This window comes from Rhizobium sp. C4 (assembly GCF_021026315.1).
GTDB lineage: Bacteria > Pseudomonadota > Alphaproteobacteria > Rhizobiales > Rhizobiaceae > Ensifer_A.
In genome coordinates this window covers 124,195-150,506 of sequence record NZ_JAJNCX010000001.1, presented here as the reverse complement: position 1 = coordinate 150,506, position 26,312 = coordinate 124,195, and the positions used below count along the sequence as shown (strand labels likewise).

Below are 26,312 nucleotides of genomic sequence, written 5' to 3'. Positions count from 1 at the left end.
TCCCTGTCGTCTTGTGCCGTCACGGCTGCTCTTCGCCCTTCCGGAAAGGGCTGTGTTCGGAAAGATATTCGCCGGTTTCGGTGATGGCCTCGCGCTCGCGCTCCAGATAGTCGGCAACCGCGTTGCGCAGGCCCGGATGGGCGATGTAATGCGCCGAATGGGTCGTCACCGGCAGATAGCCGCGCGCCAGCTTGTGCTCCCCTTGCGCGCCCGCCTCGACCCGGTCGAGCTTGTGGGCCAGCGCGAAGTCGATCGCCTGATGATAGCAGACCTCGAAATGCAGGAAGGGATGATCCTCGATACAGCCCCAATGCCGGCCGTAAAACGCATCCTCGCCGATGAAATTGATCGCGCCGGCGACATAGCGCCCGTCGCGCTTCGCCATGACGAGCAGGATATCCTCCGCCATCCGCTCGCCGATCAGCGAATAGAATTCGCGGGTCAGATATGGTCGGCCCCATTTGCGGCTGCCGGTATCCATGTAGAAGGCGAAGAACTGGTCCCAGATATCTTCCGTGAGATCGCTGCCGGTCAGCCAGTCTATGCTGAGGCCGTTCTCAAGGGCCGAGCGCCGCTCCTTGCGCAGGTTCTTGCGCTTGGAGGAGGAGAGTTCGGCGAGGAAATCGTCGTGGCTCCCATAGCCCTTGTTGATAAAGTGAAACTGCTGGTCGGTGCGATGCAGATAACCATCCGCTTCCAGCACCGCGAGATCGTCTTCCTGAAGAAAGGTGACATGGGCCGAGGATAGTCCCAGCCGGTCCGTTTCCTCGCGCAGCGCCTGCGCAAGCGTGGCCTTCAGGTCGGTCCGGCCATCCGCCACCAGTAGGCGAGGGCCGCTGGCCGGCGTGAAGGGAACCGTGCACTGGAATTTCGGATAATAGCGCCCGCCGGCCCGCTCGAAGGCATCCGCCCAGGCATGGTCGAAGACATATTCGCCCTGGCTGTGCGACTTGCCGTAACAGGGGAGTACTGCGGCGAGCTGTCCGTCATCACCGGGAAGCCCGATATGCCGGGGCTGCCATCCGGCGCGGGAGACCGCCGAGCCGGAATCTTCCAGCGCCGAGAGATAGGGATGCGAAACGAAGGGATTGTAGGGGATACGCCCGCCACGCGCGGCACCGTCGAGCCTATCCCACTCCGCCTTCGGGACGGAGGAAATCTTCTCGATGATGCGAATGGCGGGCTTGGGCATCAGGCGGCTTTTGTCTCGCGCGGGTCGAAACCCTCGAAGGTCATCTGGTCGGCATTGTCGAAGGTCTGCTTGATCGCAGCCTCGTCACGCACCGTCCAGGTGATGACGGGAATACCCTTCTTACGCAGACCGTCCGTGAACGGATTGGGCAGATGGGCGTAATGATAGGAGGTGAAGTCGAGACCGATTTCCATCTCCTTCGCCTGCCGATCCCAGATCTCCGGCTTGTCGCCATAGGCGGTGAGGCCAACGGGGTAGGGCACGCCGATTTCCTTGAGTTCCCGCAACAGCCAATGGTCGAAACTCATCAGAGCGACCTGGCCCTGATAGCCTTCCAGCACGTCCAGAACCGATTCGACGAAGCCGTCGTCATCGCCTGCACGGCCCTTGAGTTCGATGACCAGCGGAACCTTGCCCTTGACGAGGTTCAGCATGTCCCTGAGCCGCGGCACGCGATCCTTCGTGCCGCCGATCGAGAGCAACGCAAGCTCGGACGAGCTCTTCGAGCGCACATCGCCTGGAATATTGCAGAGCCGCTGCAGTTCGTCGTCATGAAAGACGACCGGCACGCCATCGGCAGCATATTGCAGATCACATTCTATCGCAAAACCGGCGTCCACGGCGCGGGAGAAGGCCGAGAGCGTGTTTTCCCAGACGGTCTTGTTCATGTCGTGAAAGCCGCGATGCGCGATCGGGCGTTCGGTCAGCCAGGCAAAGTCAGACATCACGCGATTTCCAGAATGGCGTCGATCTCGACGGAGGCATTCAGCGGCAGGCAGGCCATGCCGACGGCAGCGCGGGCATGCTTTCCGGCTTCGCCGAGCACGTTGACCAGCAGGTCGGAGGCGCCATTGATGACGAGATGCTGATTGGTGAAATCAGGCGCGGAGGCGACGAAGCCGTTGATCTTGATCAGCCGCTTGATGCGTCCAAGATCGCCACCGAGCGCAGCCGAGGCCTGGGCGAGAATATTGATGGCGCAGAGTTCAGCCGCGCGCCTGGCGGCATCGAGCTCGACATCCTTGCCAACGATGCCGGTCACGGCGACCTTGCCGCCCTCGATGGGAAGCTGGCCGGAAAGATAGAGCGTGTTGCCGGAAATGACGTAAGGCACATAGTTCGCAGCCGGCGCGGCAGCGACGGGGAGGGTGATCCCCAGTGTTTCGAGTCGCTTGGAAATTTCGTCAGTCATATGTCACTCCAATCTTGCCGATCGCCTTTGCGCCGGCAATCAGTCTATCCTGTGTCCCGGCAATCACCATTGCCTGATTCCAACGCTCGGTCTTCATCATGAAGGTAATTTGACGCTCGCCTTTTTAAAGGCCACTCATTATAGCATCGGGAAAATCATGCGGCTCTGGCCCGGAGGAATAGAATGTTTCGGCGACACCTTGCAAAGGCTTTTTGCGCGAGTGCGGCGATCGCGGCTTTAGGCCCGCTGCCTGCCACCGCTGGAGCCGCCGACGGGCTTGTCGCGCATCGGGCGATTTATGATCTCGTCTTGAAACACTCGTCGGAAAATTCCGGCATCGACGACATGTATGGCCGCATGGTCTATGAGTTCACAGGCTCGGCCTGCAAGGGCTTCAACGTCAAGTTCCGCTTCGTCACCGCCGTCGACATGGGTGGCGAAAAGCGCCTGACGGACCAGCAGACGATGACCTTCGAGGATCTGCCGAAGGGCCAGTTCCAGTTCGAGACGAAGTCCTATTCCGACGACAAGCTGAGCCAGAATGTGCGCGGCGAAGCGCAGGCCGGTAAATCCGGGCTTCAGGTCAGCCTCAACCAGCCCGAGCGCCGCAAGCTGGAGCTTGCCAAGAGCAGCTTCCCGACCGAGCAGATGATCGAGGTGATCGAAAAGGCCCGGGCCGGCGTGCACTTCTTCGAAACCCGCGTCTTCGACGGCTCCGACACGGGCGACAAGTCCCTCTACACGACGACCGTCGTCGGCGATCTGGTGAAGCCTGATGCCGCCAAGCCGGATATGGACGGGGAGAACCCGGGCGTGCTGGCCAGCGAGGCCTATTGGCCGGTGACGGTGGCCTATTTCGACGACAAGACGGGCAAGGACGTGCTGCCGACCTATCGCGTCTCCTTCAAGCTCTATGGAAATGGCGTGACGCGCGACATGGTCATGGACTATGGCGACTTCGTCCTTTCCGGCAAACTCACCGAACTGGATCTTTTGAAGAGCGATCCGGGCTGCAAGTAACGCTTCCAGCCTGAAAATTGGCCTTAAATCGGCTCGGGGGCTTGTGTTTTACGCGACTCCATTATAAAGGCCGCCCATTCCACACGTGGGGCTAGGGACTTTCCGGGAGAAATCCGGATGTTCCGCCGGTGGCGCGAAAGCGTCGTTGTCCCACGGAGGTTCAACCGGAAAAGGACACGATAAGCATGGCATTGCCTGATTTTTCCATGCGTCAGCTGCTTGAAGCTGGCGTACACTTCGGCCACCAGACCCACCGCTGGAACCCGAAGATGAAGCCGTATATCTTCGGCGACCGCAACAACGTTCACATCATCGACCTCGGCCAGACCGTCCCGATGCTGCACACGGCCCTCAAGGCTGTCAGCGACACGGTAGCCGGCGGCGGCCGCGTTCTCTTCGTCGGCACCAAGCGCCAGGCGTCGGAAATCATCGCTGACGCTGCCAAGCGTTCGGCTCAGTACTACGTCAACTCCCGCTGGCTCGGCGGCATGATGACGAACTGGAAGACGATCTCCAACTCGATCCAGCGTCTGCGCAAGCTCGACGAAATCCTGAATGGCGAAGCCCAGGGTTACTCGAAGAAGGAGCGCCTGAACCTTGAGCGCGAACGCGAAAAGCTTGACAAGGCTCTCGGCGGTATCCGCGACATGGGCGGCACCCCGGACCTGATGTTCATCATCGACACCAACAAGGAAAAGATCGCCATCGACGAAGCAAAGCGTCTTGGCATCCCGGTTGTTGCGATCATCGACTCGAACTGCGATCCGGACGCGATCGACTACCCGATCCCCGGTAACGACGACGCTTCGCGCGCCATCGCTCTTTACTGCGACCTGATCGCACGCGCTGCCATCGACGGCATTGCACGTCAGCAGGGCGCATCGGGCCGCGACCTCGGCGCTTCGGCTGAAGCCATGATCGAGCCGGCTCTTGCAGAGGCAGAAGGCGAAGCCTGATAGGCCTATATTGACGGCGCGGGCCTGCCCCGCGCCCGACAGGGCTTTTGAAGTCCGGGGCCGCCAGCAGCACATGTCTGGCGGCTTTCGTTTTATCACGATGCGGTTCTTCATCACCCTGTAACAATTCGCGGGCGAGTTAGGCCCAAAATGAAATGGTGCGCGATTCCGCACCGCTCGAAATAAAAGAGGCGAGACATGGAAATTACCGCTGCAATGGTCAAGGAACTGCGCGAAAAGAGCGGCGCAGGCATGATGGACTGCAAGAAGGCACTTGCCGAAACCGCTGGCGACATGGAAGCCGCGATCGACTGGCTGCGCGCCAAGGGCATTGCCAAGGCCGACAAGAAGTCGGGCCGCACGGCTGCCGAAGGCCTCATCGCGATCGCTTCCGCCGGCCACAAGGCTGTTGTCGTCGAAGTCAACTCCGAAACCGACTTCGTTGCCCGCAACGACGCATTCCAGGACCTCGTCCGCGGCATTGCCCAGGTTGCTCTCTCCACCGACGGCACTGTTGAAGCTGTTGGCGCCGCGACCTACCCGGCAACCGGCAAGTCCGTCACCGACTCGATCAAGGACGCAATCGCCACGATCGGCGAAAACATGGCGCTCCGTCGTTCGGCCGCCCTCGAAGTCGAGCACGGCGTTGTCGCGACCTACATCCACAACGCTGCCGGCGACGGCATCGGCAAGCTCGGCGTTCTCGTCGCTCTGAAGTCGGTTGGCGATAAGGCCGTCCTGACCTCGATCGGCCGTCAGGTTGCCATGCACATTGCTGCAACGAACCCGCTCGCCATCCGCGCCGAAGAAGTCGACCAGGCTGCTGCCGACCGCGAACGCGCGATCTTCATCGAACAGGCACGCGCTTCCGGCAAGCCGGACTCGATCATCGAAAAGATGGTTGACGGCCGCATGCGCAAGTTCTTCGAAGAAGTTGCACTTCTCTCGCAGGCATTCGTCGTGAACCCCGACCTGACGGTCGGTGCTGCTGTCAAGGAAGCCGAAAAGGAAGCTGGCGCCGCGATCGAAGTCGTCGGCATGGCTCGTCTTCTGCTCGGCGAAGGCATCGAGAAGGAAGCCTCCGACTTTGCAGCCGAAGTGGCTGCCGTCGCCAAGGGCTGATCGAATTCCATTAAGGAAAACTGAGGGGCATCGCGTGACAACGCGGTGCCCTTCGTGTATGCGGCGATAGGTCATATCTATGGCTGCGGCCTCGCCGCGCCGATACCAGCCGCCCCTGCGGCATCTATTCAATCACGGAGCGTTCATGTCGTCCTCACCCCTCTACAAGCGCGTTCTCCTCAAGGCCTCTGGCGAAGCTCTGATGGGTGATCAGGGCTTCGGGATCGACGTTGCTGTCGCGGACCGGATTGCGGCGGATATCGCCGATGCGCGCAAGATGGGAGTCGAAGTGGGCGTCGTCGTCGGCGGCGGCAACATCTTCCGCGGCGTGGCGGTTGCCTCCAAGGGCGGAGACCGCGTGACCGGCGACCATATGGGCATGCTGAGCACGGTGATCAATTCGCTGGCGCTGGCGACTTCGCTGCGCAAGCTCGACATCGACACGGTCGTTCTGTCGGCCATTGCCATGCCCGAGATTTGCGAAAGCTTCTCGCAGCGTGCTGCCATCTATCATCTCTCGCTCGGCCGCGTCGTGATCTTCGCCGGCGGCACGGGCAACCCCTATTTCACCACCGATTCCGCAGCAGCGCTCCGCGCCGCTGAAATCGGTGCGCAGGCCCTTTTCAAGGGAACCCAGGTCGACGGCATCTATTCCGCCGATCCCAAAAAGGTTCCCGATGCGACCCGCTTCGACCGATTGACGCATAAGGAAGTCCTCGATAGGGGACTTGCTGTCATGGACGTCGCGGCTGTTGCACTGGCGCGGGAAAACTCGATCCCGATCGTCGTTTTCTCGATCCACGAGCGCGGTGGCTTCCCGGCAATCTTGACCGGCGGCGGCCGCGGGACCATCGTAACGGACAACTGACGGAGACACGGCTCGATTCTGTGTCGAGCCCTCGTGTCACATGAATAATGGAGTAAAGACCATGGCAGGTGGTGCCGATCTCAACGATATCAAGCGCAGGATGGATGGCGCCGTAACGGCGTTCAAGAGCGATATTGCATCGCTGAGAACCGGACGCGCGTCCGCAAACCTCCTCGATACGGTGATGGTGGAAGCCTATGGTTCGCGCGTGCCGCTGAACCAGGTTGCCAACATTACGGTTCCCGAGCCGCGCATGCTGGGCGTATCGATCTGGGACAAGCAGATGGTCAGCGCGGTCGATCGCGGCATCCGCGAGTCCAATCTGGGCCTCAATCCGATCGTCGACGGCCAGAACCTGCGCATTCCGCTGCCGGAGCTCAACGAAGAGCGCCGCAAGTCGCTGGTCAAGCTCGCGCATGAATATGCTGAAAAGGGCAAGGTTGCCGCGCGTCATGTGCGCCGCGACGGCATGGATGCCTTGAAGAAGGCTGAAAAGGATGGCGATATCGGCCAGGATGAAAGCCGTGTCCTTTCCGAAAAGATCCAGAAGATGACCGATGACACGATCGTCGAGATCGACAAGGCTCTGGTCGATAAGGAAAAGGAAATCATGCAGGTCTGAGGTTTTTCCTTGGGCTTTTGGGGGCGCTCGAATTTGGACGGGGCGATGGATAACGCGGGGCAGGCAGGGGTTCCCAGGCATGTCGCCATCATCATGGATGGCAACGGCCGTTGGGCCAAGGCAAGAGGCATGCCTCGCGGTTTCGGTCACCGCAAGGGTGTGGAAGCCGTGCGCGAGGCGGTGAAGTCCGCCCGCCATTTCGGCATTTCCTACCTCACGCTCTATGCCTTCTCGTCGGAAAACTGGCGCAGGCCTGCCGATGAGGTGAGCGACCTGATGGGGCTGCTCAAGCTCTTCATCAAGCGCGATCTGGCAGAGCTTCATGCCGCCGATGTACGGATTCGTGTCATTGGCGAGCGCGAGCGCCTGTCAGGCGATATCCTGCAGTTGCTGCTCGAGGCCGAGGAAACGACGAAGGCCAACAAGGGCCTGGTTCTCGTCATCGCCTTCAACTACGGCGCCCGTGACGAGATTGCGCGCGCCTGCCGGCGGATTGCACAGGACGTCGCTGCCGGAAAGATCGATCCCGAGGATATTTCGGCAGAGATGCTCAACGACCGGCTCGATACCGCCGATATGCCGGATCCCGATGTGATCATCCGTACCAGCGGCGAAGAACGGCTGTCGAACTTCCTGCTCTGGCAGGCCGCCTATAGCGAGCTCGTCTTCGTGCCGGAGCTCTGGCCGGATTTCGACAGAAGCGTCTTCCGCAGGGCCCTTGAGACCTTTGCCGCTCGCGATCGCCGCTTCGGCGGTGTGGAGAGTGCGGAGAAAGCCGTCGGCTCACCATGAGCGAGGAACTGCGGCTCCGGATCCTCTCTGCCATCGTTCTCGCCATCATCGTTCTGGCCGCGACCTGGATGGGTGGCGTCTATTTTGCGGTTCTGGCCGTCGTCATTGCGCTTCTGGTCTATTACGAATGGACGAAGATCACCGATGCGCAGCGCCTTGACCCGGAGGCTTACTGGGTCGGGTGGGGCGCGATCGCGCTGGTCGGCTTCGACGTGCTTGTCGAGCTGGGCACCGAGGCCTGGAACGAATATATCTGGGGCGGTGTTGCGCTGCTTTTCGTCTACGCTCTGATCCGCGCGAAGAATCGCTGGAACCCGGCCGGTATCGTCTATGCGGGCCTGACCGGCGTATCGCTGGCCGAAATCCGTGGCGACGACTTCACCGGCTTCATCGCCATGATCTTCATCTTTGCCGTTGTCTGGGGAACGGACATCGCGGCCTACTTCACCGGACGCGCGATCGGCGGCAAGAAACTGGCGCCGTCCATTTCGCCGGGCAAGACCTGGTCTGGCGCCATCGGCGGTGCGGTCGCGGCCATGATCTGCGGTTCGCTGGTCGTGCTGTCCTACATGAAGCATGTTTCGCTCTGGATCGTCGGGCTCGCGCTTGTCCTGTCGGTCTTCAGCCAGATCGGCGATCTCTTCGAATCGTTCATGAAGCGCCGCTACAAGGTCAAGGATTCGAGCCATCTGATCCCCGGCCATGGCGGCGTGATGGATCGCATAGACGGCCTCGTTTTCGCCTGTTCCTGCGCCTTCATCCTCAAAATGCTTCTCTCATCTTGGAATCACGGTGTGGGAACCTTTATATTGGGCGCAGTTTCGCAATGATGTCCGGAAGCCGCGATCAGGCGGGCTTTTCGACCTGGAGGATTTCCGATGCACGCGGTTGAAACAGTGGCCGGATTCATGGGCGGCTACATCGTGCCGTTCATCCTCGTTCTCTCGTTGCTCGTTTTCGTGCACGAGATGGGGCACTATCTGGCCGGACGCTGGTCCGGCATCCGGATCCTGGCCTTTTCGATCGGCTTCGGCCCGGAACTGGTCGGCTGGACCGACAGCCACGGCACGCGCTGGAAAATCTCGATCATCCCGCTCGGCGGCTATGTCCGGTTCTACGGCGATGACGATGCCTCCAGCCGTCCCGATTTCGAAACGCTGGAAAAGCTGAGCGACGCCGAGCGCGCGCAGACCTTCACCGGTGCAAAGCTGTGGAAACGTGCGGTCACCGTGGCCGCCGGCCCGATTGCCAACTTCATCCTCGCCATCGCCATCTTCGCGGTGATCTTCTCGATCTACGGCAAGCCGGTCAGTGACCCCGTCGTTTCGGAAGTAAAGGCCGGCAGCGCCGCCGAACAGGCCGGCTTCAAGCCTGGCGACCGTATCGTCTCGGTCGACGGCAACGCGGTTGCGACCTTCACCGACCTGCAGCGCTATGTCAGCATGCGCCCGGGCATCCGCATCGACGCCAAGGTCGAGCGTGCGGGTCAGACCATCGATCTGTTCGTCACGCCGGTTTCCACCGAAATTCCCGACAATTTCGGCAACAAGATCGAAGTCGGCATCATCGGCATCATGAGCAATGCGCAGTCCGGCAACTTCCGAGTCGAGACGTTGAACCCGATCCAGGCCGTGGGCGAGGGCGCCCTGCAGAGCTGGCATGTCGTGACGGGAACGTATGACTACATTTCCAACATGATTGCCGGACGGATGAAGGCTGATCAGCTCGGTGGGCCGATCCGTATCGCGCAGGCTTCGGGTGAAATGGCGTCCCTCGGAATTGCGGCTCTCCTCCAGCTTGCAGCGGTGCTTTCCGTTTCAATCGGACTTTTGAACCTGATGCCGGTTCCGGTGCTTGATGGCGGCCATCTTCTGTTCTATGCAATCGAAGCCGTGAGGGGACGGCCGGTGGGACCCGCCGCGCAAGAGATTGCGTTCCGGATCGGTCTTGCTATGGTTCTGTCTCTCATGGTGTTCGCCACCTGGAATGACATCGCCCGGCTTGTCAGCTGATTTTGTTTTGGAAATGGTTTGTTTACCCTGTTTGAAGCGAGGCGTGTCGATTGAGCCACGCTTTGAATTGAAGTAAACAGAATTTAACCTCCGGCCTTGCTTGTATGGCAAAAGCCGTTAAAACGGCAAGCATGACCGGAGTCGTTCTTTGGGCTGTCTACGGCCAAGGTAAAAAAGGTAAAGTTTGAAATGAAGGCTGGTTCAAGATTTTTGAACGCTGTATCGGCAGTTGCGTTGTCTGCCGGCGTTGCGGGTGCGGGCGTCATAGTATCTCTGCCCGATGATGCAGCTGCAGCGGTCATCCGCCGTGTCGAGGTTCGTGGGGCAAACCGCGTCGGTGCACAGACAGTCAAAGACAATTTGACGATCCAGCCTGGCAAGGATTTCAGCCCGTCCGATATCGACGCGTCCGTTAAGCGTCTTTATTCGACCGGCTTCTTCTCGGATGTCCGCATCAACGTGTCCGGTGGGACGCTTGTTGTCAGCGTGAACGAGAACCAGCTCCTCAACGCCGTCGTGTTCAACGGCAACAAGAAGCTCAAGGACGAGAAGCTGGCTGCGGCCGTGCAGTCGCGTCCGCTCGGGCCGTACAGCCAGGCGATGATCGATAGCGATATCGCAGCCATCAAGAAGGCCTATGCCGCGATCGGTCGCTCGGACGTCACGGTCACGACCCAGACATACAATGTCGGCAGTGGCCGCGTGAACCTTGCCTTCGACATCAATGAAGGCGAGCGCACGAAGATTTCCCACATCAACTTCGTCGGCAACCGCGCGTTTGGCGATACCCGCCTGCACAGCGTTCTCGCCACGAAGGAATCGGGCATCCTGTCCTTCATCACGCGTCAGGACATCTATGATCCGGCCAAGATGAAGGCGGACGAAGACGCGCTGCGTCAGTTCTACTATAACCACGGCTATGCCGACTTCCGTATCGTTTCGGACGACGTCCAGCTCAACGAGCAGACGAACGAGTACACGATCACCCTCACGGTTGATGAAGGCGAGCAGTACAAGATCGGTAACGTCAACGTTCAGTCGACGGTTCCGGGCGTCAATGGTGACGATCTGAAGTCGCTGGTTGTCAGCCGTTCGGGCGACACCTACAAGGCGCGCGATATCGAAAAGTCGGTTTCCGCCATTTCCAAGCGTGTTGCCTCTGCCGGTTATCCGTTTGCCCGCGTCACCCCGCGCGGCAACCGCGAAGTTGGCAGCAACACGATTTCTGTGGATTACCTGGTTGATCAGGGCGAGCGCGCCTATGTCGAGCGCATCGAAATCCGCGGCAACACGATCACGCGCGACTACGTTATCCGTCGCGAATTCGATCTGGCCGAAGGCGATGCGTTCAACCAGGAAGCCATCCTGGAAGCCAAGCGCCGTCTCGAAAAGCTCGGCTACTTCTCCGCCGTCAACATCTCGACCGCTCCGGGCAGCTCGCCTGACCGTGTTGTCATCATCGTTGACGTGCAGGATCAGCCGTCCGCTTCGTTCGGTATCGGCGCAGGTTACGTGACTGGCGGCGAAGGCTTCGTTCTCGAAGCTTCGATCGAAGACAAGAACTTCCTCGGTCGCGGTCAGTACATCCGCGTTGCTGCCAGCGGCGGTCTCAAGACCCGCAACTACTCGCTGTCGTTCACGGAGCCTTATTTCCTCGGCTACCGTCTCGCAGCCGGCTTCGACATCTACAAGACGACGGACTCGAGCCAGTCGAACTACACGTTCGACACCGAAGGCTTCAACCTTCGCATGTCGGCACCGATCACCGATGAGCTGACCGCTTCGGCGACTTACGCTTTCGCGAAGATCAACTACAAGAGCAGCAACACGGCAGCGCTTTCCGCTCCGTACCAGAATGTTGTTGCCAACAGCCCGTGGTATCGTTCGTCGATCGCCACCACGCTGTCCTACAACTCCCTGGATGACCAGAAGGCTCCGCATGAAGGCTTCGTCGGCAACATCACGCAGGAAGTTGCAGGCCTCGGCGGTGACTCGCGTTACTACAAGCTGAGCGGCAAGGTTCGCTATTACCACACGCTGTCCGACGAAGCCGACATCATCGGTTCGTTGAGCGTGGGTGGCGGTGTCATGCGCTCGCTCAAGGGCGGCGCGCTGGTATTCGACCAGTTCAAGATCGGCTCCAACGAAATCCGTGGCTTCTCGTCGACCGGTATCGGTCCGCGCATGGCAAACGGCGACGTTCTGGGCGGCCTGAACTACTTCACGGCTTCGGCTGAAGCGACGTTCCCGATGCCGGGCATTCCGGAAGACTACGGTCTGCGCGGTGCGGTCTTCGCCGATGCGGCGACGCTGTTCGGCAACTCGGTCGATCTTGGTGGCCAGTCGGCTGTCGGCATCAGCCAGTCCTGGCGTGCATCCGTCGGTGCCAGCGTGATCTGGGCTTCGCCGTTCGGTCCGCTGCGCGTGGACTACGCTTTCCCGGTCAAGAAGCAGTCTTTCGACCAGGTCGAAAGAATCAAGTTCGGCATCCAGACGAATTTCTGATAAAGCCTGTCCGGAACACGAAACACGGTTATCCGTTCTGGGGCTTGGCCTATGGAAAGAGATATGTTTTTCCCGCGTCACGAAGGTGTGGCGCTGGGGAAGCTTGCGGAGCGCCTTGGCGCTTCGCTTAACAAGCCTGAACACGCAGATGTGCTGATCCGATCGGTCGCGCCGGTATACCGCGCGGTCGACGGCGACATTTGCTACATGCTTTCACGCAAGAACAAGAGTGAGCTGGAGACCTGCAAGGCCTCCGCGATCATCTGTGACGAAGCGCTTGTCTCGCTGGTGCCCGATCATGTTCCGGCACTGGTGGCGAAGAACGCGCATGCGGCCTTCGCGCTCGCCGGCCAGATCCTGCACCCGTCTGCCGTTCGTCCCGAGACGATTGCGCAGGGCGAGGGCGTGTCGCCGCTCGCCGTCGTTCATCCGACCGCCAGTCTCGAGCCGGGCGTCACCGTCGAGCCTCATGCGGTCGTCGGTGCACATGTTGCCATTGGCTCCGGGACCCGCATCGGTCCTGGCGCGCTGATTGGCAATGGCGTGAAGATCGGTCGCGACTGCACGATTGCAGGCGGCGCCAGCATTCTGTGCGCGCTCATCGGCAACAACGTCATCATCCACAACGGTGCCCGCATCGGCCAGGATGGCTTCGGCTATGCGCCGGGTCCGACCGGCATGATCAAGATCGTCCAGATCGGCCGCGTCATCATCCAGGACCACGTCGAAATCGGCGCCGAGACGACGATCGATCGCGGCACCATGGACGACACCGTCATTGGTGAAGGGACCAAGATCGACAATCAGGTGCAGATCGGACATAACGTCCGCATCGGTCGCCACTGCGCGCTGGTCAGCAAGGTTGGCATCGCCGGAAGCGCCAAGATTGGCAACGGCGTGCAGATCGGTGGTGCGGCTGGCATCAACGGACACATCACGATCGGCGATGGTGCGCAGATTGCAGCACTCAGCGGCGTCATGAGCGACGTGCCGCCCGGCGAAAAGGTGGCTGGTCAGCCAGCGCGTCCCATCAAGGAGTTTTTCCGCGAAATCGCCGAGCGCGCGGCGAGGTCCGGCGGGCGAAAGGCAAAAGGCGGAGAGAGCGCATGAGCGAAGACGTGAAATCGCAATTGGCAACGGCGGAAATTCAGGAGCTCATGGCTCTGCTTCCGCATCGCTATCCTTTTCTTCTTGTCGACAAGATCATCGAGATCGACGGCGACAATTCCGCGATCGGCATCAAGAACGTGACGGTGAACGAGCCGCAGTTCATGGGGCACTTCCCCGGTGAGCCGATCATGCCGGGCGTATTGCTCGTCGAAGGCATGGCGCAGACTGCTGGCGCCATCTGCGCCCGCATGCAGGGCGCTGGCCCGAAGCTCGTCTATTTCATGACGATCGACAACGCGCGCTTCCGCAAGCCGGTTCGCCCCGGTGACCGCGTCGAGTATCATGTGACCAAGCAGAAACAGCGTGGCAACATCTGGAAGTTCCACTGCGACGCCAAGGTCGACGGCCAGCTCGTGGCCGAGGCTGACATCGGCGCCATGCTGCATAACAAGGACTGATAATGAGCAAGATCGCAGGCAGCGCCCGGGTTCACCCGATGTCGGTCGTCGACGAAGGCGCCGAGATTGGCGAAGGCGTTGTCATCGGGCCCTTCTGTCATGTCGGTCCCAAGGTCATTCTCGGTGACAATGTCGAGCTGGTCAGCCATGCCGTCGTCATTGGCCGTACGACCGTGGGTGAAGGCACGCGCATCTTCCAGTCTGCCGTGATTGGTGGCGATTCCCAGAGTGCCAAGCACAGCGCCGTCGACACGACCCTCGAGATCGGTCGCAACTGCACCATCCGCGAAGGTGTCACGATGAACACCGGCACGGTGGAGCACGGCGGACGTACGGTGGTCGGCGACAATTGCCTGTTTCTGGCCTATTCGCATGTCGCGCATGATTGCCGCGTCGGCAACCATGTGATCATGTCCAACAACGTGCTTCTGGCGGGCCATGTGATGGTTGGTGATCACGCGATCATCGGTGGCGGCGCCGCAGTCCACCAGTTTACCCGTATCGGACGCAATGCCTTCATCGGCGGCCTCTCGGCCGTCGCCTATGACGTGATCCCCTATGGCATTCTCAATGGCAATCCCGGCCTGCTCGAAGGCCTGAATGTCGTCGGCATGAGCCGTTCGGGCATCGACCGCGCCGTGATCCATCGCGTCCGTCACGCCTACAAGGCCATTTTCGAAGGCGAGGGCTCTGTCCGCGACAAGGCGGCAGCGATCCGCAGCGAATACGAGGATTGCCCGCAGGTCGTCGAGATTCTCGATTTCATCGCGGCCGACGCCGATCGTGCGCTGTCGACGCCTGCCCGCCGCCGCAAGGGTTGAGACGCCATGCTGGCCGGCGATGGTGCAGCGTCCGGCAGGTTGGCGATCATCGCCGGTGGTGGCCTGCTTCCGCATTACCTGGCGGATGCGGCGCGGCGCAACGGCGAGAACCCTCTGATCATCCAGTTGCTTGACGAGCCTGCGCCGGAGTGGCGCGGCTTTGATGTCGAGCACGCCTCCGTCGGCGATTTCTCCGGGATGCGGCGGCATTTCCAGCGCTATTCGATTTCCCGTGTCGTTTTGTCCGGCTCCGTGCGGCGGCGTCCCGAGTGGCGGCAGATCCGCCCGACGCTCGGCTTCCTGGCGCAGGTTCCCTTTGTCCTCAAGACGCTGCGCCGCGGTGGCGACAACGCCGTGCTGGAAATGGTCATCGGATTGCTGGAGGCGCTGGGATGCAAGGTCATCGGGGCGCACGAAATCGCGCCGGACCTGCTGGCGAGTGCCGGCCCCGTCGGAGCCCTGAGGCCTGACACCGAGGCTGAAGACGATATCCGGGTTGCCATCGATGCAGCTCTGCAGCTCGGCCGGCTCGATATCGGGCAGGGGGCGGTCGCGGTGGGCGGGCGCGTGGTGGCGCTGGAGGGGCCAGAGGGCACCGACGCAATGCTGGCCCGTGTTGCCGAAATGCGTGCCAACGGCCGGATCTCGCGCCGACGCAAGGGCGTCCTCGTCAAGCTCGCCAAGCCGCAGCAGGATGAGCGCGCCGACCTGCCGGCGCTTGGCCTCGTGACACTGGAAAATGCCCGGCTTGCAGGCCTTTCCGGCATTGTCGGCGAGGCTGGACGCGCCCTCATACTCGATCGCACCGAACTTGCCCGTGCGGCGGATGCAGCCGGCATGTTCGTTCATGGCGTCGAGATCGCCAGACCGGAGGTTCGATGATGCGCACGCTGAAGCTTGCCGTCATTGCTGGCGAAGTCTCCGGTGACATTCTCGGTGGCGATCTGGTTGCAGCGCTCCGGCGCTCGGGCCGCGACGTGGAGCTCATCGGCGTCGGTGGCGACCGTCTGCAGGGCGAGGGGCTGAAATCCCTGTTCGATTTTTCCGAACTCTCGGTGATGGGCATTGCCGATGTGCTCGCCAAGCTGCCCTCGCTGATCCGCCGCATCCGCCAGACGGCGGAGGCAATCATCGCCGCGCGTCCGGATGCGCTTCTCATCATCGACAGTCCCGATTTCACGCACCGTGTCGCCAGGCGCGTGCGCAAGGCTCTGCCTGATCTGCCGGTCATTCAGTATGTCTGCCCCAGCGTCTGGGCGTGGAAGGAATATCGCGCGCAGGCGATGCTGGACTATGTCGATCTGGTTCTGGCCGTCCTGCCGTTCGAGCCGGTCGTCATGCAGCGGCTCGGGGGACCCAAGACCATCTATGTCGGGCACAGGCTGGCAGCGGATCCTGATATCCTGCGGGTTCGTGCAGCACGCCAGGCCCGCGAGCCGGCGGCTGCTCCCACGATCCTGTTGCTCCCCGGATCGCGCAGCTCGGAGATCAAGCGTCTCACCGATGTGATGGGCGAGGCCGTCAGCGAGATCAAGGCGCGACACCCGGATGCCAGGTTCCTTCTGCCCGCCGTGGCAAGACAGGAGGCCTTTATCCGGCAAAAGATTTCCACCTGGACCGTTCAACCCGAATGCGCCACCGGCGATGCATTCAAATGGGAAGCCTTTGCCAAGGCCGATGCGGCGATTGCGGCGTCAGGAACCGTCATCCTCGAACTCGCCATGGCGGGCGTTCCTGCCGTGTCGATCTATCGGACCGATCCGATCATCAAGTTTCTGGCAAGCCGCATCAAGGTCTGGACCGCGGCACTCCCGAACCTCATTGCCGACTATCCCGTGATACCGGAATATATCAACGAGCTGCTGCGCCCCGGTGCTCCCGTTCGCTGGGTGGATCGGCTGATGACCGACACGCCGCAACGCGCGGCCATGCTGGCGGGCTATGCGGATGTCTGGTCGCGCATGAATGTGGAAAAACCCTCCGGCGAGCTCGCTGCAGAGGCGCTTCTCAGTCTTCTGGTCGGACGCCCCAGCCGTCCCTAAGCGCGGGTCAACCGGGCTTCTACCTTTCATTGGCCAAAACGAATCGCCATTTCCCTGCGAAGGTGCACCATCGCAAGTGTTGCTTCGGCAGAGTGTTTGCCGCCTCCTGACGCTCCATTTCATGACAATCCGCAAGCCTCATTCTCTCCGCACCGAGCCCCGTCACGAAAATTGAACAGGCCTGTTCCTAACGTTGAAATTTTCTGGTGCAGGTCCGGGAAAGGTAGCAAAAAAGGTTCTGATCAATGATGCGGAGAATGTGCGATGAAACGAAGAGATTTGCTGTGGGGGGCAGGAGCCCTGGCCCTTGTCGGCGGCAGCGCGGCGGCTATCAGCTTCTATCAGACGGGCTCGTCGGAGGCCTATGAAGCCGCGGCTCTCGACGCCAGGTCAACACTGGCTCAAAACCCTGATCTGAAAGATCTTGTCCGATATGCCACGCTGGCCGCCAATGGGCACAATACCCAGCCATGGCGCTTTCACCTGACAGACGGCCGCATCGAGATCCGCCCGGATTTGAGCCGCCGTACACCTGTCGTCGATGCAGACGATCATCACCTCTTCGTCAGCCTTGGCTGTGCTGCAGAAAACCTGTCGCTTGCGGCACAGGCACGCGGCATGCCCGGGGACGTCCGCTTCGATCCGGCCGGCGAAGGTGCGGTCACGTTCGACTACGCGCGCGGCGCAGCCGTCCAGTCTGTCCTGTTTGATGCAATTCCAAAGAGACAGTCGACTCGTAGCGAATATGATGGCCGCGCGGTCACGGCAGATGACTTGAAGGCGCTTGCTGATGCGGCTGCCGTCCCCGGCGTGGATGTCAAGCTCATCACCGACAAGCCCGGGATTGCCAGGGTCCGCGATGTCGTCGTTGCGGCCAACAGCGTGCAGATGGCTCAGGATGGATTCATGCCGGAGCTCAAGAGCTGGCTGCGCTTCAATCCGCGCGCTGCCATGTCGATGCGCGACGGTCTCTTCACCGCCACCGGCGGCAACCCCGCCATCCCGTCCTGGCTCGGGCCGATCATGCTGGATCTCACGATGAGCGCCAGCTCGGAGAATGACAGGTACAGCGCCCAGATGATCTCATCGTCGGGCATCGCAGTCTTTACCGCGGAGAAGGCCGATCATGAGCATTGGGTGCTGGCGGGCCGCGCATGCCAGCGCTTCACGCTGCAGGCAACTGCTCTCGGCATGAAGGTGGCCTATATGAACCAGCCGGTCGAAGTCGAAAGCTTTCGTCCGGAACTCGCCTCTCTGATCGGCCTGCCGGGCAGACGGCCCGACATCGTCATCCGCTTCGGCTATGCGCCGGCACTGCCATATTCGTTGCGCCGACCCGTCGAAGCCGTGCTCGTCTGACAGGGCGATAAGGCGCAACGATACGGCAATACCGTTCGAAGCCATGTTGGCGGCGGCTTCAATGCCGCCCACTGCCCATAAAAAAGCCGGCGCTGAGCCGGCTTTTTCGTTTGTCTGGTGAGAGAGCGCTTAGCGCTTGTCGACCTTCACATAGTCGCGCTTCGGAGCGCCCGTGTAGAGCTGGCGCGGACGGCCGATGCGCTGCTGCGGGTCTTCGATCATTTCGTTCCACTGTGCGACCCAACCGACGGTGCGGGCAAGCGCGAAGAGAACCGTGAACATGGTCGTGGGGAAGCCGAGCGCGCGCAGCGTGATGCCCGAATAGAAGTCGACGTTCGGGTAGAGCTTCTTTTCGACGAAATAGGGATCGTTGAGGGCGATCTTTTCGAGTTCCAGCGCAACCTTCATCAGCGGATCATCGCCATGGCCGGTCGCTTCCAGCACTTCATACATCGTCTTCTGCATGATGCGGGCGCGCGGGTCATAGTTCTTGTAGACGCGGTGACCGAAGCCCATCAGGCGGAACGGATCGTTCTTGTCCTTGGCCTTGGCGATATATTCCGGAATACGGTCAACCGTGCCGATTTCCATCAGCATGTTGAGGGCTGCTTCGTTGGCGCCGCCGTGAGCCGGGCCCCAGAGGCAGGCAATGCCGGCCGCGATGCAGGCAAACGGGTTGGCACCGGACGAGCCGGCGAGACGAACGGTCGATGTCGAGGCGTTCTGCTCGTGGTCGGCGTGAAGGATGAAGATGCGGTCCATGGCGCGGGCCAGAACCGGGTTCACCTTGTATTCCTCGCATGGTACGGCAAAGCACATGTGCAGGAAGTTGGCGGCGTAATCGAGATCGTTCTTCGGGTAAACGAAGGGCTGGCCGATATGGTACTTGTAGGCCATGGCGGCGATCGTCGGCATCTTGGCGATCATGCGCAGCGAAGCGACCATGCGCTGGTGCGGATCGGTGATGTCGGTCGAGTCGTGATAGAAGGCGGAGAGCGCGCCAACCGTGCCGACCATGACGGCCATAGGATGGGCGTCGCGGCGGTAGCCGGTGAAGAAGCGGCTCATCTGCTCGTGAACCATCGTGTGGCGCGTGACGCGCGTGTCGAAGTCCTTCTTCTGCGCAGCCGTCGGCAGTTCGCCGTAAAGCAGCAGATAGCAGGTTTCCAGGAAGTCGCCCTGTTCGGCGAGCTGCTCGATCGGATAGCCGCGGTGCAGGAGCACGCCTTCGTCACCGTCGATATAGGTGATCTTGGATTCGCACGATGCCGTCGAGGTGAAGCCCGGGTCATAAGTGAACATGCCGGTATTCTTGTAGAGTGCGCCGATGTCGACGACGTCCGGCCCGATCGTGCCCTTTCGGACCGTCATATCTGCCTTCTTGTCGTCGAGAGTGAAAACCGCATTATCGGCCATGTTTGCCTCCGGGAGTTCGATGATAGCCACGGCTGCGCCGCGGGCACTGAATGAGACTATGGCGAATTTGCTATCCGATTTATGAGCCCCTGCCAAGCACTCCTTGTGGCGAATTGTGCATGCGCGAAATCAACTTTCGGAAGTTTCACATCACTTTGCTGCATTTTTCAAAACGCAGATTTCATTCAATCGATTAAAAACAACATGCTGAAATTTAGGGACTTTTTTCGTCATGAAACGTGGCGCTTGCGCGTGTCCATTTTAGGTTGCAATCTGTCAGGGTTGCGAGGCCGGGGGCGGCGGCGTGGGGACGGATCACGACATTCTGGAGGTGGATGACGCGCCGCAGCGAAGGCGTCCGCCGCCGCGTGCCCCGGGTGCATTCCAGCCGATCCGCAGCGGGAAGAAGCCGCGTCTCTTATGGCCGAATTTCCCGCGCGCATGGGCACGCCTGCGACTTTCGCTTCTTGCGGCCTTCGAAGAGGAGGCCGCCCATGGCCACCTCTTTCTGCTCTACCCTGTCTTCATGATCATCGGCGCGGTCTGGTGGTTCTCAGCGCCGCAGGATCCGCCCGCCGTCAGGCTGATCGCCTGGACCGTTGTCCTGTTGCCGCTCGCTTATGTCACCCGCTACGCTGCGACGCCAGTTCAGGTGCCGGTACGCCTCGGCGTCTTCGTTCTGGCGGGCGCGCTCGCCGCATGGTGCCAGACGGCGCGCAGCACGACGGTCGTCATAGACAGCCCGATCACCACGACGATCACGGCGCGGGTCATCGATGTCGAAATGCGGGAGGCCGGGCGGTGGCGCTACACGGTGGAAATTCTCAAGACGGAGAAGCCGAGACTGAAGCGCCCGCCGACCGCGGCATTGCTGGGCGTGCGCGGGCAGGGTGCATCCTTTCCTCCGGGCACAGTCATCAAGGGACTTGCACGTCTCCAGCCGCCCGCAGGACCGGCAATCCCCGGGCTGAACGACTTTGCCTTCAGCAGCTATTTCAATGGAATAGGCGCGATCGGCGGCTTCATGGGGCACCCGCATACGGTCGACGCCGGTCCGCCCGCGTCCTCCAGCCTCTCCCGCGCCTTTCAGGACTGGCTTTCATCCGTTCGCAGCGCCATCAACCAGCGCATTCTCTCCGTCTTGCCCGGCGATACGGGCGCATTCGCCAGCGCGCTGGTGACGAATGATACGGCGGCCTTCTCCAAGGAGGGGATGGAGGCCCTGCGAATCTCCGGGCTCGCGCATGTCATCTCGATTTCCGGCCTGCATATGGTGCTGGCCGCCGGCATCTCGTTTGTCGGTCTGCGCATGGTGTTCAGCCTGTTTCCGGGCTTCATCCAGTCGCGTCCCGCCAAGACCTATGCGGCGATCGGCGCCATTACCGCCAGCGGTCTCTATCTGCTGATCTCCGGCATGCCTGTGCCGGCCGTTCGCTCCTTCATCATGCTGGCTGTCGGAATGGGCGGCGTCATTGCGGCGCGGACGGTTCTGACCCTCAGAAGTGTCGCACTCGCGACCTTCGCGATCCTCATCGTCTCGCCGTCAAGCGCGCTGGGTCCCAGTTTCCAGATGTCCTTTGCCGCGGCGGCGGCACTCATCTCCGGTTATTCGCTCTGGAAGCTGCGGCCCACGGAGTTTCGCCGGTTGAGCGGGCTGCCGTTCTATGCGGCAGTGCTGCCGGCCATCCGCGCGGTGGGTGGCGTCATGCTCACGTCCGAAATCGCCGGCATAGCCACCGCGGTCTTCTCCGTCACGCATTTCCATCGACTGACGCTGCTGGGAACGCTCGGCAATGTCGCCGCCATGCCCTTCATCACCTTCATCGTCATGCCAGCCGGTTTTCTGGCGGTCCTTCTCATGCCGTTCGGACTGGACTACTATCCACTCATCATCATGGGGCTCGGTCTTCAGGGGACCATGGCCGTCGCCCGCTTCGTATCCTCGCTCGGAGGTGACATCGTCACGGGGCAGATGGCGCCATGGGTTCTGCCGGCAGCAAGCCTCGCCTTCGTTCTGGCCATTCTTCCCCACAGCCGGCTTTTCCGTCTGGTGGGAGCCAGCCTGTTCACCGCGACACTCGCCCTCATCGTAGCGTTCGGTTCGGCTAAGCGTCCGGACATGGTGATTGCCGAAACTGCCGATCTCGTCGGCATCCGCTCCTCGCATGTGCTTGCGACCAACACGGCTCGACCGCCCAGCTTCATCATGGACCAGTGGACGCGAGCGCTTGTGGTGAAGGAGGTTGCAAGCCCGGATCCGGCCGCAAAACTGGTGCTTGAGCGCGAAGGGCCGCGAAAGCCGCTGACGGAGGCCGATGAATGGAAGGTCGAAGACGCCATGGAGGCCGCAGGCAAGAGCGTTCCAACCGGAACATTCGTCTGCTCTGGTCGCGACTGGTGCATGGGCAAGCTTGCAGACGGTCTGCTGATTGCGACCTTCACTGATTTTGCGTTTCAGGGGGCGGCGTGCCGGCAGGCCCAGATCGTGATCGCCGCAGCCTTCCTGCGCCAGCCGGAATGCGGGCAGGGCGAAGCCCAGATTTTCGACCGCAATGCACTCAGGCGCCGTGGCGCACTTGCGCTCTACCTAGAGCCAGCTTCGAACGAACCCTCAGAAACGTCAAATGCCGGAGCGTCCCCGGCATTTCGCATCATCGGTGCACTGGACGGCCGCGACCGGCCCTGGCTTCGCCATCACTTCTACAACTGGCGAAGCAACAGCTACGGCGAAGCCTATCACGCCGATCAGTGGTAGCGGCGGATGAGGCCGACAAGCTTGCCCTGGATCTTGACCCGGTCGGGGCCGAAGATGCGGGTCTCGTAGGCCGGGTTGGCAGCCTCGAGCGCAATCGAGGCACCCTTGCGGCGGAACCGCTTCAGGGTGGCTTCCTCGTCATCGATGAGGGCGACAACGATCTCGCCCGGGCTCGCATTCGACGTATTACGGATGATGACCGTATCGCCGTCGAGAATGCCGGCATCGATCATCGAATCGCCCTTCACCTCCAGCGCATAGTGTTCACCATTGCCCAGCATCTGCGAGGGAACGGCAATGTCATGCGTGTTGTTCTGGATCGCCGAAATCGGCACGCCGGCGGCAATGCGCCCCATGACCGGGACCGAGACGCTGGCATCGTCATTGGCGGCGACCTGCGGCTTCGGCGGTTCCGGTGCCTTGCCGAGACTGCCCTCGATGACGCTTGGCGAGAAGCCGCGCCGCGGCTGCAGGCTCGGCGTATAGGCCTCCGGAAGCTTGATGACTTCCAGCGCACGCGCCCTGTTGGGAAGCCGCCGGATGAACCCGCGCTCTTCGAGTGCGGTGATCAGCCGGTGAATGCCCGACTTGGAAGCCAGATCAAGCGCATCCTTCATCTCGTCGAAAGATGGCGGGATGCCGGACTCCTTCATCCGCTCGTGGATGAAGAGAAGCAGTTCCTGTTGTTTGCGCGTCAGCATGGCGACACCCCGAAGAATCAAGTGAAACAAATCCAGAACGGACACTATATGTTCCATTTGTGTTCCGCAAGGTCCTAAAGCCCGCTTAATGGAAAGGCCCCATCGCGAAAAAAATCGGGGTCGCTCTCGGGCGGTATTCGGGATTGCAATGATCCCGGCAAAAGAAACGCGATTGGTCAGCGTCGGGTGCCTCCACTAGCCTTCCCGACAATAGCCCAGGGCCTGTTGAAGCCGGAGGTGGGCTTTGCATGTCGCGGTAGTCTTTCGACGAGCGCGACATGGCTCAAACTTTTCAGAGGGAGGAATTCTATGAATCGCATTCAAAGGGCGTTGTCTGGCGTCGCCGCCGTCGCAATCTGCGCCGCCATGTCCGGCACTGCCAATGCGCAGCCGACCGAGGTCATTCACTGGTGGACGTCCAAGGCGGAGTCGGCCGGGATCAAGGTCATCGCCGACGCCTTCAACCAGGGCGGTGGCGAATGGAAGGACGAGGCCGTGGCTGGCTCCAGTGCGGCCAAGACGGCAGCGATCAACCGCATTGTCGGCGGTAATGCGCCGGATGTCGCGCAGTTCAGCATGGGCGCCGACATCAACAATCTTGTCGAAAGCGGCCTGCTGGCCAATCTCGATGCCGTTGCCGCAGCCGGCAACTGGTCCAAGATTGTTCCGGCCTCCGTCATGAGTGCCATCAGCCGCGATGGCCATGTCTATGCCGTCCCGGTCCAGCTTCAGGCGACCAATTTCCTCTTCGCCTCCAAGGCAGCACTCGACAAGGTCGGTGCGACCATGCCGAAGACCTGGGACGAGTTCTTCGCCACCGGCGACAAGCTGCGTGCCGCCGGCATCGTGCCTTACGCACAGGCCGGTGACCGCGATGTCTGGTTCATGAACACGTTTGGCGCCGTTCTCGCCTCGGTGGGCGGGGCGGAGGGCTGGAAGCAGTTCACCGGGCCGAAGGGCGCGGAATATGTCCGCTCCGACGCGTTCAAGCCGGTGGCCGAAATCCTCGCCAAGCTGCCGAAATATGCCGATAGCGGCGTTTCCGGCCGCCAGTGGAACGTGACGAACCAGATGATCCTGAAGGGCGAGGCGGGCTTCTTCATCATGGGCGGCTGGGCGATTGGCGAAATCGTCGCCTCCGGCAAGAAGCCCGGCGAAGACGTTCTGTGCTCGATCGGCCCGAACAATGCGCCGGCCGTGGTCAATGGCGACGTCTGGGCGATGCCGGCCAAGGGCGGCAACCTGACCGAAGCCCAGAAGAAGATCGCCGAGCTCACCACCTCGGTCGAGGTGCAGACGAAGTTCACGACCGCCATGGGCTCGCTGCCGATCCGCAGCGGTGTGGACGCCTCTGGCTACAATGCCTGTGCCGCCGCCGGCGCCAGTGCGATCGAGAAGGGCAATTCCGTTTCGGCCCTGATGATCCCGTTCTCGCCGGAAAAGGTCGGGGCGATCGGCGCCGAGATGAAGGTTCTCTGGGCCAAGGCAGATGCGAAGCCGGAAGACTACGTCAAGGCGCTCGCCGGCGTGCTTGAAAAATACTGACCTGATCAGGTCCGGCCGACCGGCATTGCCGGTCGGCATCCATTCTCGTCAGCATTCTCCGGGGTTAGAACAATGCGTGGGCTTTGGCGCGGACGGTTGCAGGTCACACTGGCCATGCTTCCGGCATGGATCATTGTCATCGGCGTCTTCATAGGCGCGATGATCTGGACCTTTGTCATCTCGATGACGAATTCCAGACTGATCCCGATCTATAAATTCAATTTCTTCGACCAGTATGTACGGTTGATGGGCAATGACGGCTGGCTGGTTTCGGTCGGCAACCTGGTCGTCTTCGGCGTGCTCTTCATCGCGATCTGCCTTGTCCTCGGCTTCCTCATGGCCATCATGATGGACCAGAAGATCCGGGGCGAAAGCCTGTTCCGGACGATCTTCCTCTATCCCTATGCCATGTCCTTCGTCGTCACTGGCCTTGTCTGGCAGTGGGTGCTCAACCCGACGTTCGGCATTCAGGCGACGGTGCGCGGCTGGGGTTTCGATACGTTCGTCTTCGACTGGATCGTCCGCCCCGACCGCGCCATTTTCGTGCTGGTTCTGGCAGCCGTCTGGCAGGGCAGCGGGCTTGTCATGGCGATCCTGCTCGCCGGTCTTCGCGGCGTCGATGAGGATCTGTGGAAGGCGACAAAGGTCGACGGCATCGCCAAATGGCGCGTCTACACCTCCATCGTCCTCCCCATCATCGCGCCGATGGCGGCAACCGCGACGGTTCTGCTCTCCGTTGCCGTCGTCAAGGCCTACGACCTCGTCGTTGCGCTGACCGGCGGCGGTCCCGGCAATGCAACGGAAGTGCCGGCCAAATTCGTCATGGAAAACCTGTTCGAACGCCAGAACGTGGCGCTGGCCAATGCGGGCGCGATCATGATGCTCGCTGCCGTCGTCATCGTCGCCACGCCCATCTACTATGCGCGCCGTTCCATGGCGCAGAAAGCGGCAGGCTGAGCCATGGCGCAACGGCAAGAGAAAAACATCGCCCGGTTCGGCGTCTATGCCTTTCTGGTCATCATGGCGGCCTTCTTCCTGATGCCGCTCTATGTGATGGTCGCGACATCGCTGAAGACCATGGACGAGGTGCGCGGATCATCGATCTTCGCCTTTCCCCTGCGTCCGACGCTGGAGGCCTGGGCGACGGCGTGGAATTCCGCCTGCACGGGGCTCACCTGCGCGGGCGTCTCCGTCGGCTTCTTCAATTCGCTGAAGATCATGATCCCCTCGACCTTCCTGTCGATCATGCTGGGCGCGGTGACGGGCTATGCGCTCTCGTTCTGGCGGCCGAAGGGGGCGGGCGTGATCTTCGCCGTTCTCGTCGTGGCGGCCTTCATTCCCTACCAGGTCTTCATCTATCCTCTGGTCCGGGTTCTCTCCCAGGTCGGCCTCTATAACAGCCTTGGCGGCATCATCATGGTGCATGTCATCTTCGGCCTACCGATCATGGTGCTGATGTTCCGCAACTACTATGCCGGCCTGCCGCGCGATCTCTTCAGTGCGGCGCGCGTCGATGGCGGCGGCTTCTGGGATATCTTCTTCCGGCTGATGCTGCCGCTCTCGCCGCCGATCATGATCGTGGCGGTGATCCTGCAATCCACCCACATCTGGAACGACTTCCTTTTCGGCCTCGTCTTTGCCGGCTCCGACAACCGGCCAATGACCGTGTTGCTCAACAATATCGTCAACACGACGCAGGGCGAGAAGGCCTACAATGTCGACATGGCCGCGACCATTCTGACGGCCCTTGTTCCTCTCGTAATCTACCTCGCATCCGGACGCTGGTTCGTCCGCGGCATTGCCGCCGGTGCAGTGAAGGGATAA

General features: G+C 61.2%; 24 protein-coding genes. 19 read left to right on the top strand and 5 right to left on the bottom strand.

What is annotated here, in order from left to right:
• Window positions 1-19: 19 nt before the first annotated feature.
• From LQK84_RS00685 to LQK84_RS00675, 3 genes are read right to left on the bottom strand one after another with little or no spacing between them, the layout of a single operon-like run.
• Window positions 20-1,195: a GNAT family N-acetyltransferase gene (locus tag LQK84_RS00685; RefSeq protein WP_442966872.1), complete on the bottom strand. Its 1,176-nt coding sequence runs from the start codon at window positions 1,193-1,195 to the stop codon at window positions 20-22.
• Window positions 1,192-1,917, bottom strand: coding sequence for a glycerophosphodiester phosphodiesterase (locus tag LQK84_RS00680; protein WP_230826685.1), 726 nt, complete (start codon window positions 1,915-1,917; stop codon window positions 1,192-1,194). Before LQK84_RS00680 ends, LQK84_RS00685 begins: the two co-directional genes overlap by 4 nt.
• Window positions 1,917-2,384 carry a RidA family protein gene (locus LQK84_RS00675; RefSeq protein ID WP_230826684.1) on the bottom strand — a complete coding sequence of 156 codons (468 nt, stop codon included), beginning with the start codon at window positions 2,382-2,384 and terminating at the stop codon, window positions 1,917-1,919. The genes LQK84_RS00680 and LQK84_RS00675 overlap by 1 nt, the downstream gene beginning before the upstream one ends.
• Window positions 2,385-2,567: 183 nt before the next feature.
• On the opposite strand from LQK84_RS00675, the gene LQK84_RS00670 reads away from it, so the two are divergent.
• The 15 genes from LQK84_RS00670 (at window position 2,568) to LQK84_RS00600 (ending at window position 18,071) form a co-directional block, all read left to right on the top strand.
• A complete protein-coding gene (locus LQK84_RS00670; RefSeq protein ID WP_230826683.1) occupies window positions 2,568-3,404 on the top strand; it encodes a cell envelope integrity EipB family protein in 837 nt (278 codons plus the stop codon).
• A gap of 185 nt (window positions 3,405-3,589) precedes the next feature.
• On the top strand, window positions 3,590-4,360 hold the full coding sequence (rpsB, locus tag LQK84_RS00665) for a 30S ribosomal protein S2 (protein ID WP_230826682.1): 771 nt from the start codon (window positions 3,590-3,592) through the stop codon (window positions 4,358-4,360).
• Window positions 4,361-4,558: 198 nt separating this feature from the next.
• Window positions 4,559-5,482: a translation elongation factor Ts gene (gene tsf, locus LQK84_RS00660; protein WP_230826681.1), complete on the top strand. Its 924-nt coding sequence runs from the start codon at window positions 4,559-4,561 to the stop codon at window positions 5,480-5,482.
• A 145-nt stretch (window positions 5,483-5,627) separates the two neighbouring features.
• Window positions 5,628-6,350 (top strand): UMP kinase, encoded by a 723-nt coding sequence (pyrH, locus tag LQK84_RS00655; RefSeq protein ID WP_230826680.1) that lies wholly within the window; start codon window positions 5,628-5,630, stop codon window positions 6,348-6,350.
• 61 nt (window positions 6,351-6,411) lie between these two features.
• Window positions 6,412-6,972, top strand: a complete 561-nt coding sequence (frr, locus tag LQK84_RS00650; RefSeq protein ID WP_230826679.1) for a ribosome recycling factor — start codon at window positions 6,412-6,414, stop codon at window positions 6,970-6,972.
• Window positions 6,973-7,017: 45 nt separating this feature from the next.
• Window positions 7,018-7,764 (top strand): isoprenyl transferase, encoded by a 747-nt coding sequence (locus LQK84_RS00645; protein ID WP_230826678.1) that lies wholly within the window; start codon window positions 7,018-7,020, stop codon window positions 7,762-7,764.
• On the top strand, window positions 7,761-8,594 hold the full coding sequence (locus tag LQK84_RS00640) for a phosphatidate cytidylyltransferase (protein ID WP_230826677.1): 834 nt from the start codon (window positions 7,761-7,763) through the stop codon (window positions 8,592-8,594). The genes LQK84_RS00645 and LQK84_RS00640 overlap by 4 nt, the downstream gene beginning before the upstream one ends.
• Window positions 8,595-8,642: 48 nt before the next feature.
• Window positions 8,643-9,776 carry an RIP metalloprotease RseP gene (gene rseP, locus LQK84_RS00635; protein ID WP_230826676.1) on the top strand — a complete coding sequence of 378 codons (1,134 nt, stop codon included), beginning with the start codon at window positions 8,643-8,645 and terminating at the stop codon, window positions 9,774-9,776.
• 189 nt (window positions 9,777-9,965) lie between these two features.
• Window positions 9,966-12,281 carry an outer membrane protein assembly factor BamA gene (bamA, locus tag LQK84_RS00630; protein WP_230826675.1) on the top strand — a complete coding sequence of 772 codons (2,316 nt, stop codon included), beginning with the start codon at window positions 9,966-9,968 and terminating at the stop codon, window positions 12,279-12,281.
• A gap of 51 nt (window positions 12,282-12,332) precedes the next feature.
• On the top strand, window positions 12,333-13,391 hold the full coding sequence (gene lpxD / locus LQK84_RS00625; RefSeq protein ID WP_230826674.1) for a UDP-3-O-(3-hydroxymyristoyl)glucosamine N-acyltransferase: 1,059 nt from the start codon (window positions 12,333-12,335) through the stop codon (window positions 13,389-13,391).
• Window positions 13,388-13,849 carry a 3-hydroxyacyl-ACP dehydratase FabZ gene (gene fabZ, locus LQK84_RS00620; RefSeq protein ID WP_230826673.1) on the top strand — a complete coding sequence of 154 codons (462 nt, stop codon included), beginning with the start codon at window positions 13,388-13,390 and terminating at the stop codon, window positions 13,847-13,849. Before lpxD ends, fabZ begins: the two co-directional genes overlap by 4 nt.
• A 2-nt stretch (window positions 13,850-13,851) precedes the next feature.
• Complete coding sequence (gene lpxA / locus LQK84_RS00615) at window positions 13,852-14,670, top strand: acyl-ACP--UDP-N-acetylglucosamine O-acyltransferase (RefSeq protein WP_230826672.1); 819 nt, start codon at window positions 13,852-13,854, stop codon at window positions 14,668-14,670.
• A gap of 6 nt (window positions 14,671-14,676) precedes the next feature.
• A complete protein-coding gene (locus LQK84_RS00610) occupies window positions 14,677-15,552 on the top strand; it encodes an LpxI family protein (protein WP_230826671.1) in 876 nt (291 codons plus the stop codon).
• On the top strand, window positions 15,549-16,712 hold the full coding sequence (gene lpxB / locus LQK84_RS00605) for a lipid-A-disaccharide synthase (RefSeq protein WP_230826670.1): 1,164 nt from the start codon (window positions 15,549-15,551) through the stop codon (window positions 16,710-16,712). The genes LQK84_RS00610 and lpxB overlap by 4 nt, the downstream gene beginning before the upstream one ends.
• Window positions 16,713-16,976: 264 nt before the next feature.
• On the top strand, window positions 16,977-18,071 hold the full coding sequence (locus tag LQK84_RS00600; protein ID WP_230826669.1) for an Acg family FMN-binding oxidoreductase: 1,095 nt from the start codon (window positions 16,977-16,979) through the stop codon (window positions 18,069-18,071).
• A gap of 129 nt (window positions 18,072-18,200) precedes the next feature.
• On the opposite strand, the gene gltA is transcribed toward LQK84_RS00600, so the two are convergent.
• Window positions 18,201-19,487, bottom strand: coding sequence for a citrate synthase (gene gltA, locus LQK84_RS00595; RefSeq protein ID WP_230826668.1), 1,287 nt, complete (start codon window positions 19,485-19,487; stop codon window positions 18,201-18,203).
• 304 nt (window positions 19,488-19,791) lie between these two features.
• Between gltA and LQK84_RS00590 the strand changes: the two genes are divergently transcribed.
• Window positions 19,792-22,242 carry a ComEC/Rec2 family competence protein gene (locus LQK84_RS00590; RefSeq protein ID WP_230826667.1) on the top strand — a complete coding sequence of 817 codons (2,451 nt, stop codon included), beginning with the start codon at window positions 19,792-19,794 and terminating at the stop codon, window positions 22,240-22,242.
• Here the strand turns inward: LQK84_RS00590 and lexA are convergent.
• Window positions 22,233-22,943 carry a transcriptional repressor LexA gene (lexA, locus tag LQK84_RS00585; RefSeq protein WP_230826666.1) on the bottom strand — a complete coding sequence of 237 codons (711 nt, stop codon included), beginning with the start codon at window positions 22,941-22,943 and terminating at the stop codon, window positions 22,233-22,235. The genes LQK84_RS00590 and lexA overlap by 10 nt on opposite strands.
• Window positions 22,944-23,252: 309 nt before the next feature.
• Between lexA and LQK84_RS00580 the strand changes: the two genes are divergently transcribed.
• The 3 genes from LQK84_RS00580 to LQK84_RS00570 all read left to right on the top strand — a co-directional run bounded on the left by LQK84_RS00580 (window position 23,253) and on the right by LQK84_RS00570 (window position 26,312).
• Window positions 23,253-24,488: an ABC transporter substrate-binding protein gene (locus LQK84_RS00580; protein ID WP_230826665.1), complete on the top strand. Its 1,236-nt coding sequence runs from the start codon at window positions 23,253-23,255 to the stop codon at window positions 24,486-24,488.
• A gap of 72 nt (window positions 24,489-24,560) precedes the next feature.
• Window positions 24,561-25,445 (top strand): carbohydrate ABC transporter permease, encoded by an 885-nt coding sequence (locus tag LQK84_RS00575; RefSeq protein ID WP_230826664.1) that lies wholly within the window; start codon window positions 24,561-24,563, stop codon window positions 25,443-25,445.
• 3 nt (window positions 25,446-25,448) lie between these two features.
• Window positions 25,449-26,312, top strand: coding sequence for a carbohydrate ABC transporter permease (locus LQK84_RS00570; protein ID WP_230826663.1), 864 nt, complete (start codon window positions 25,449-25,451; stop codon window positions 26,310-26,312).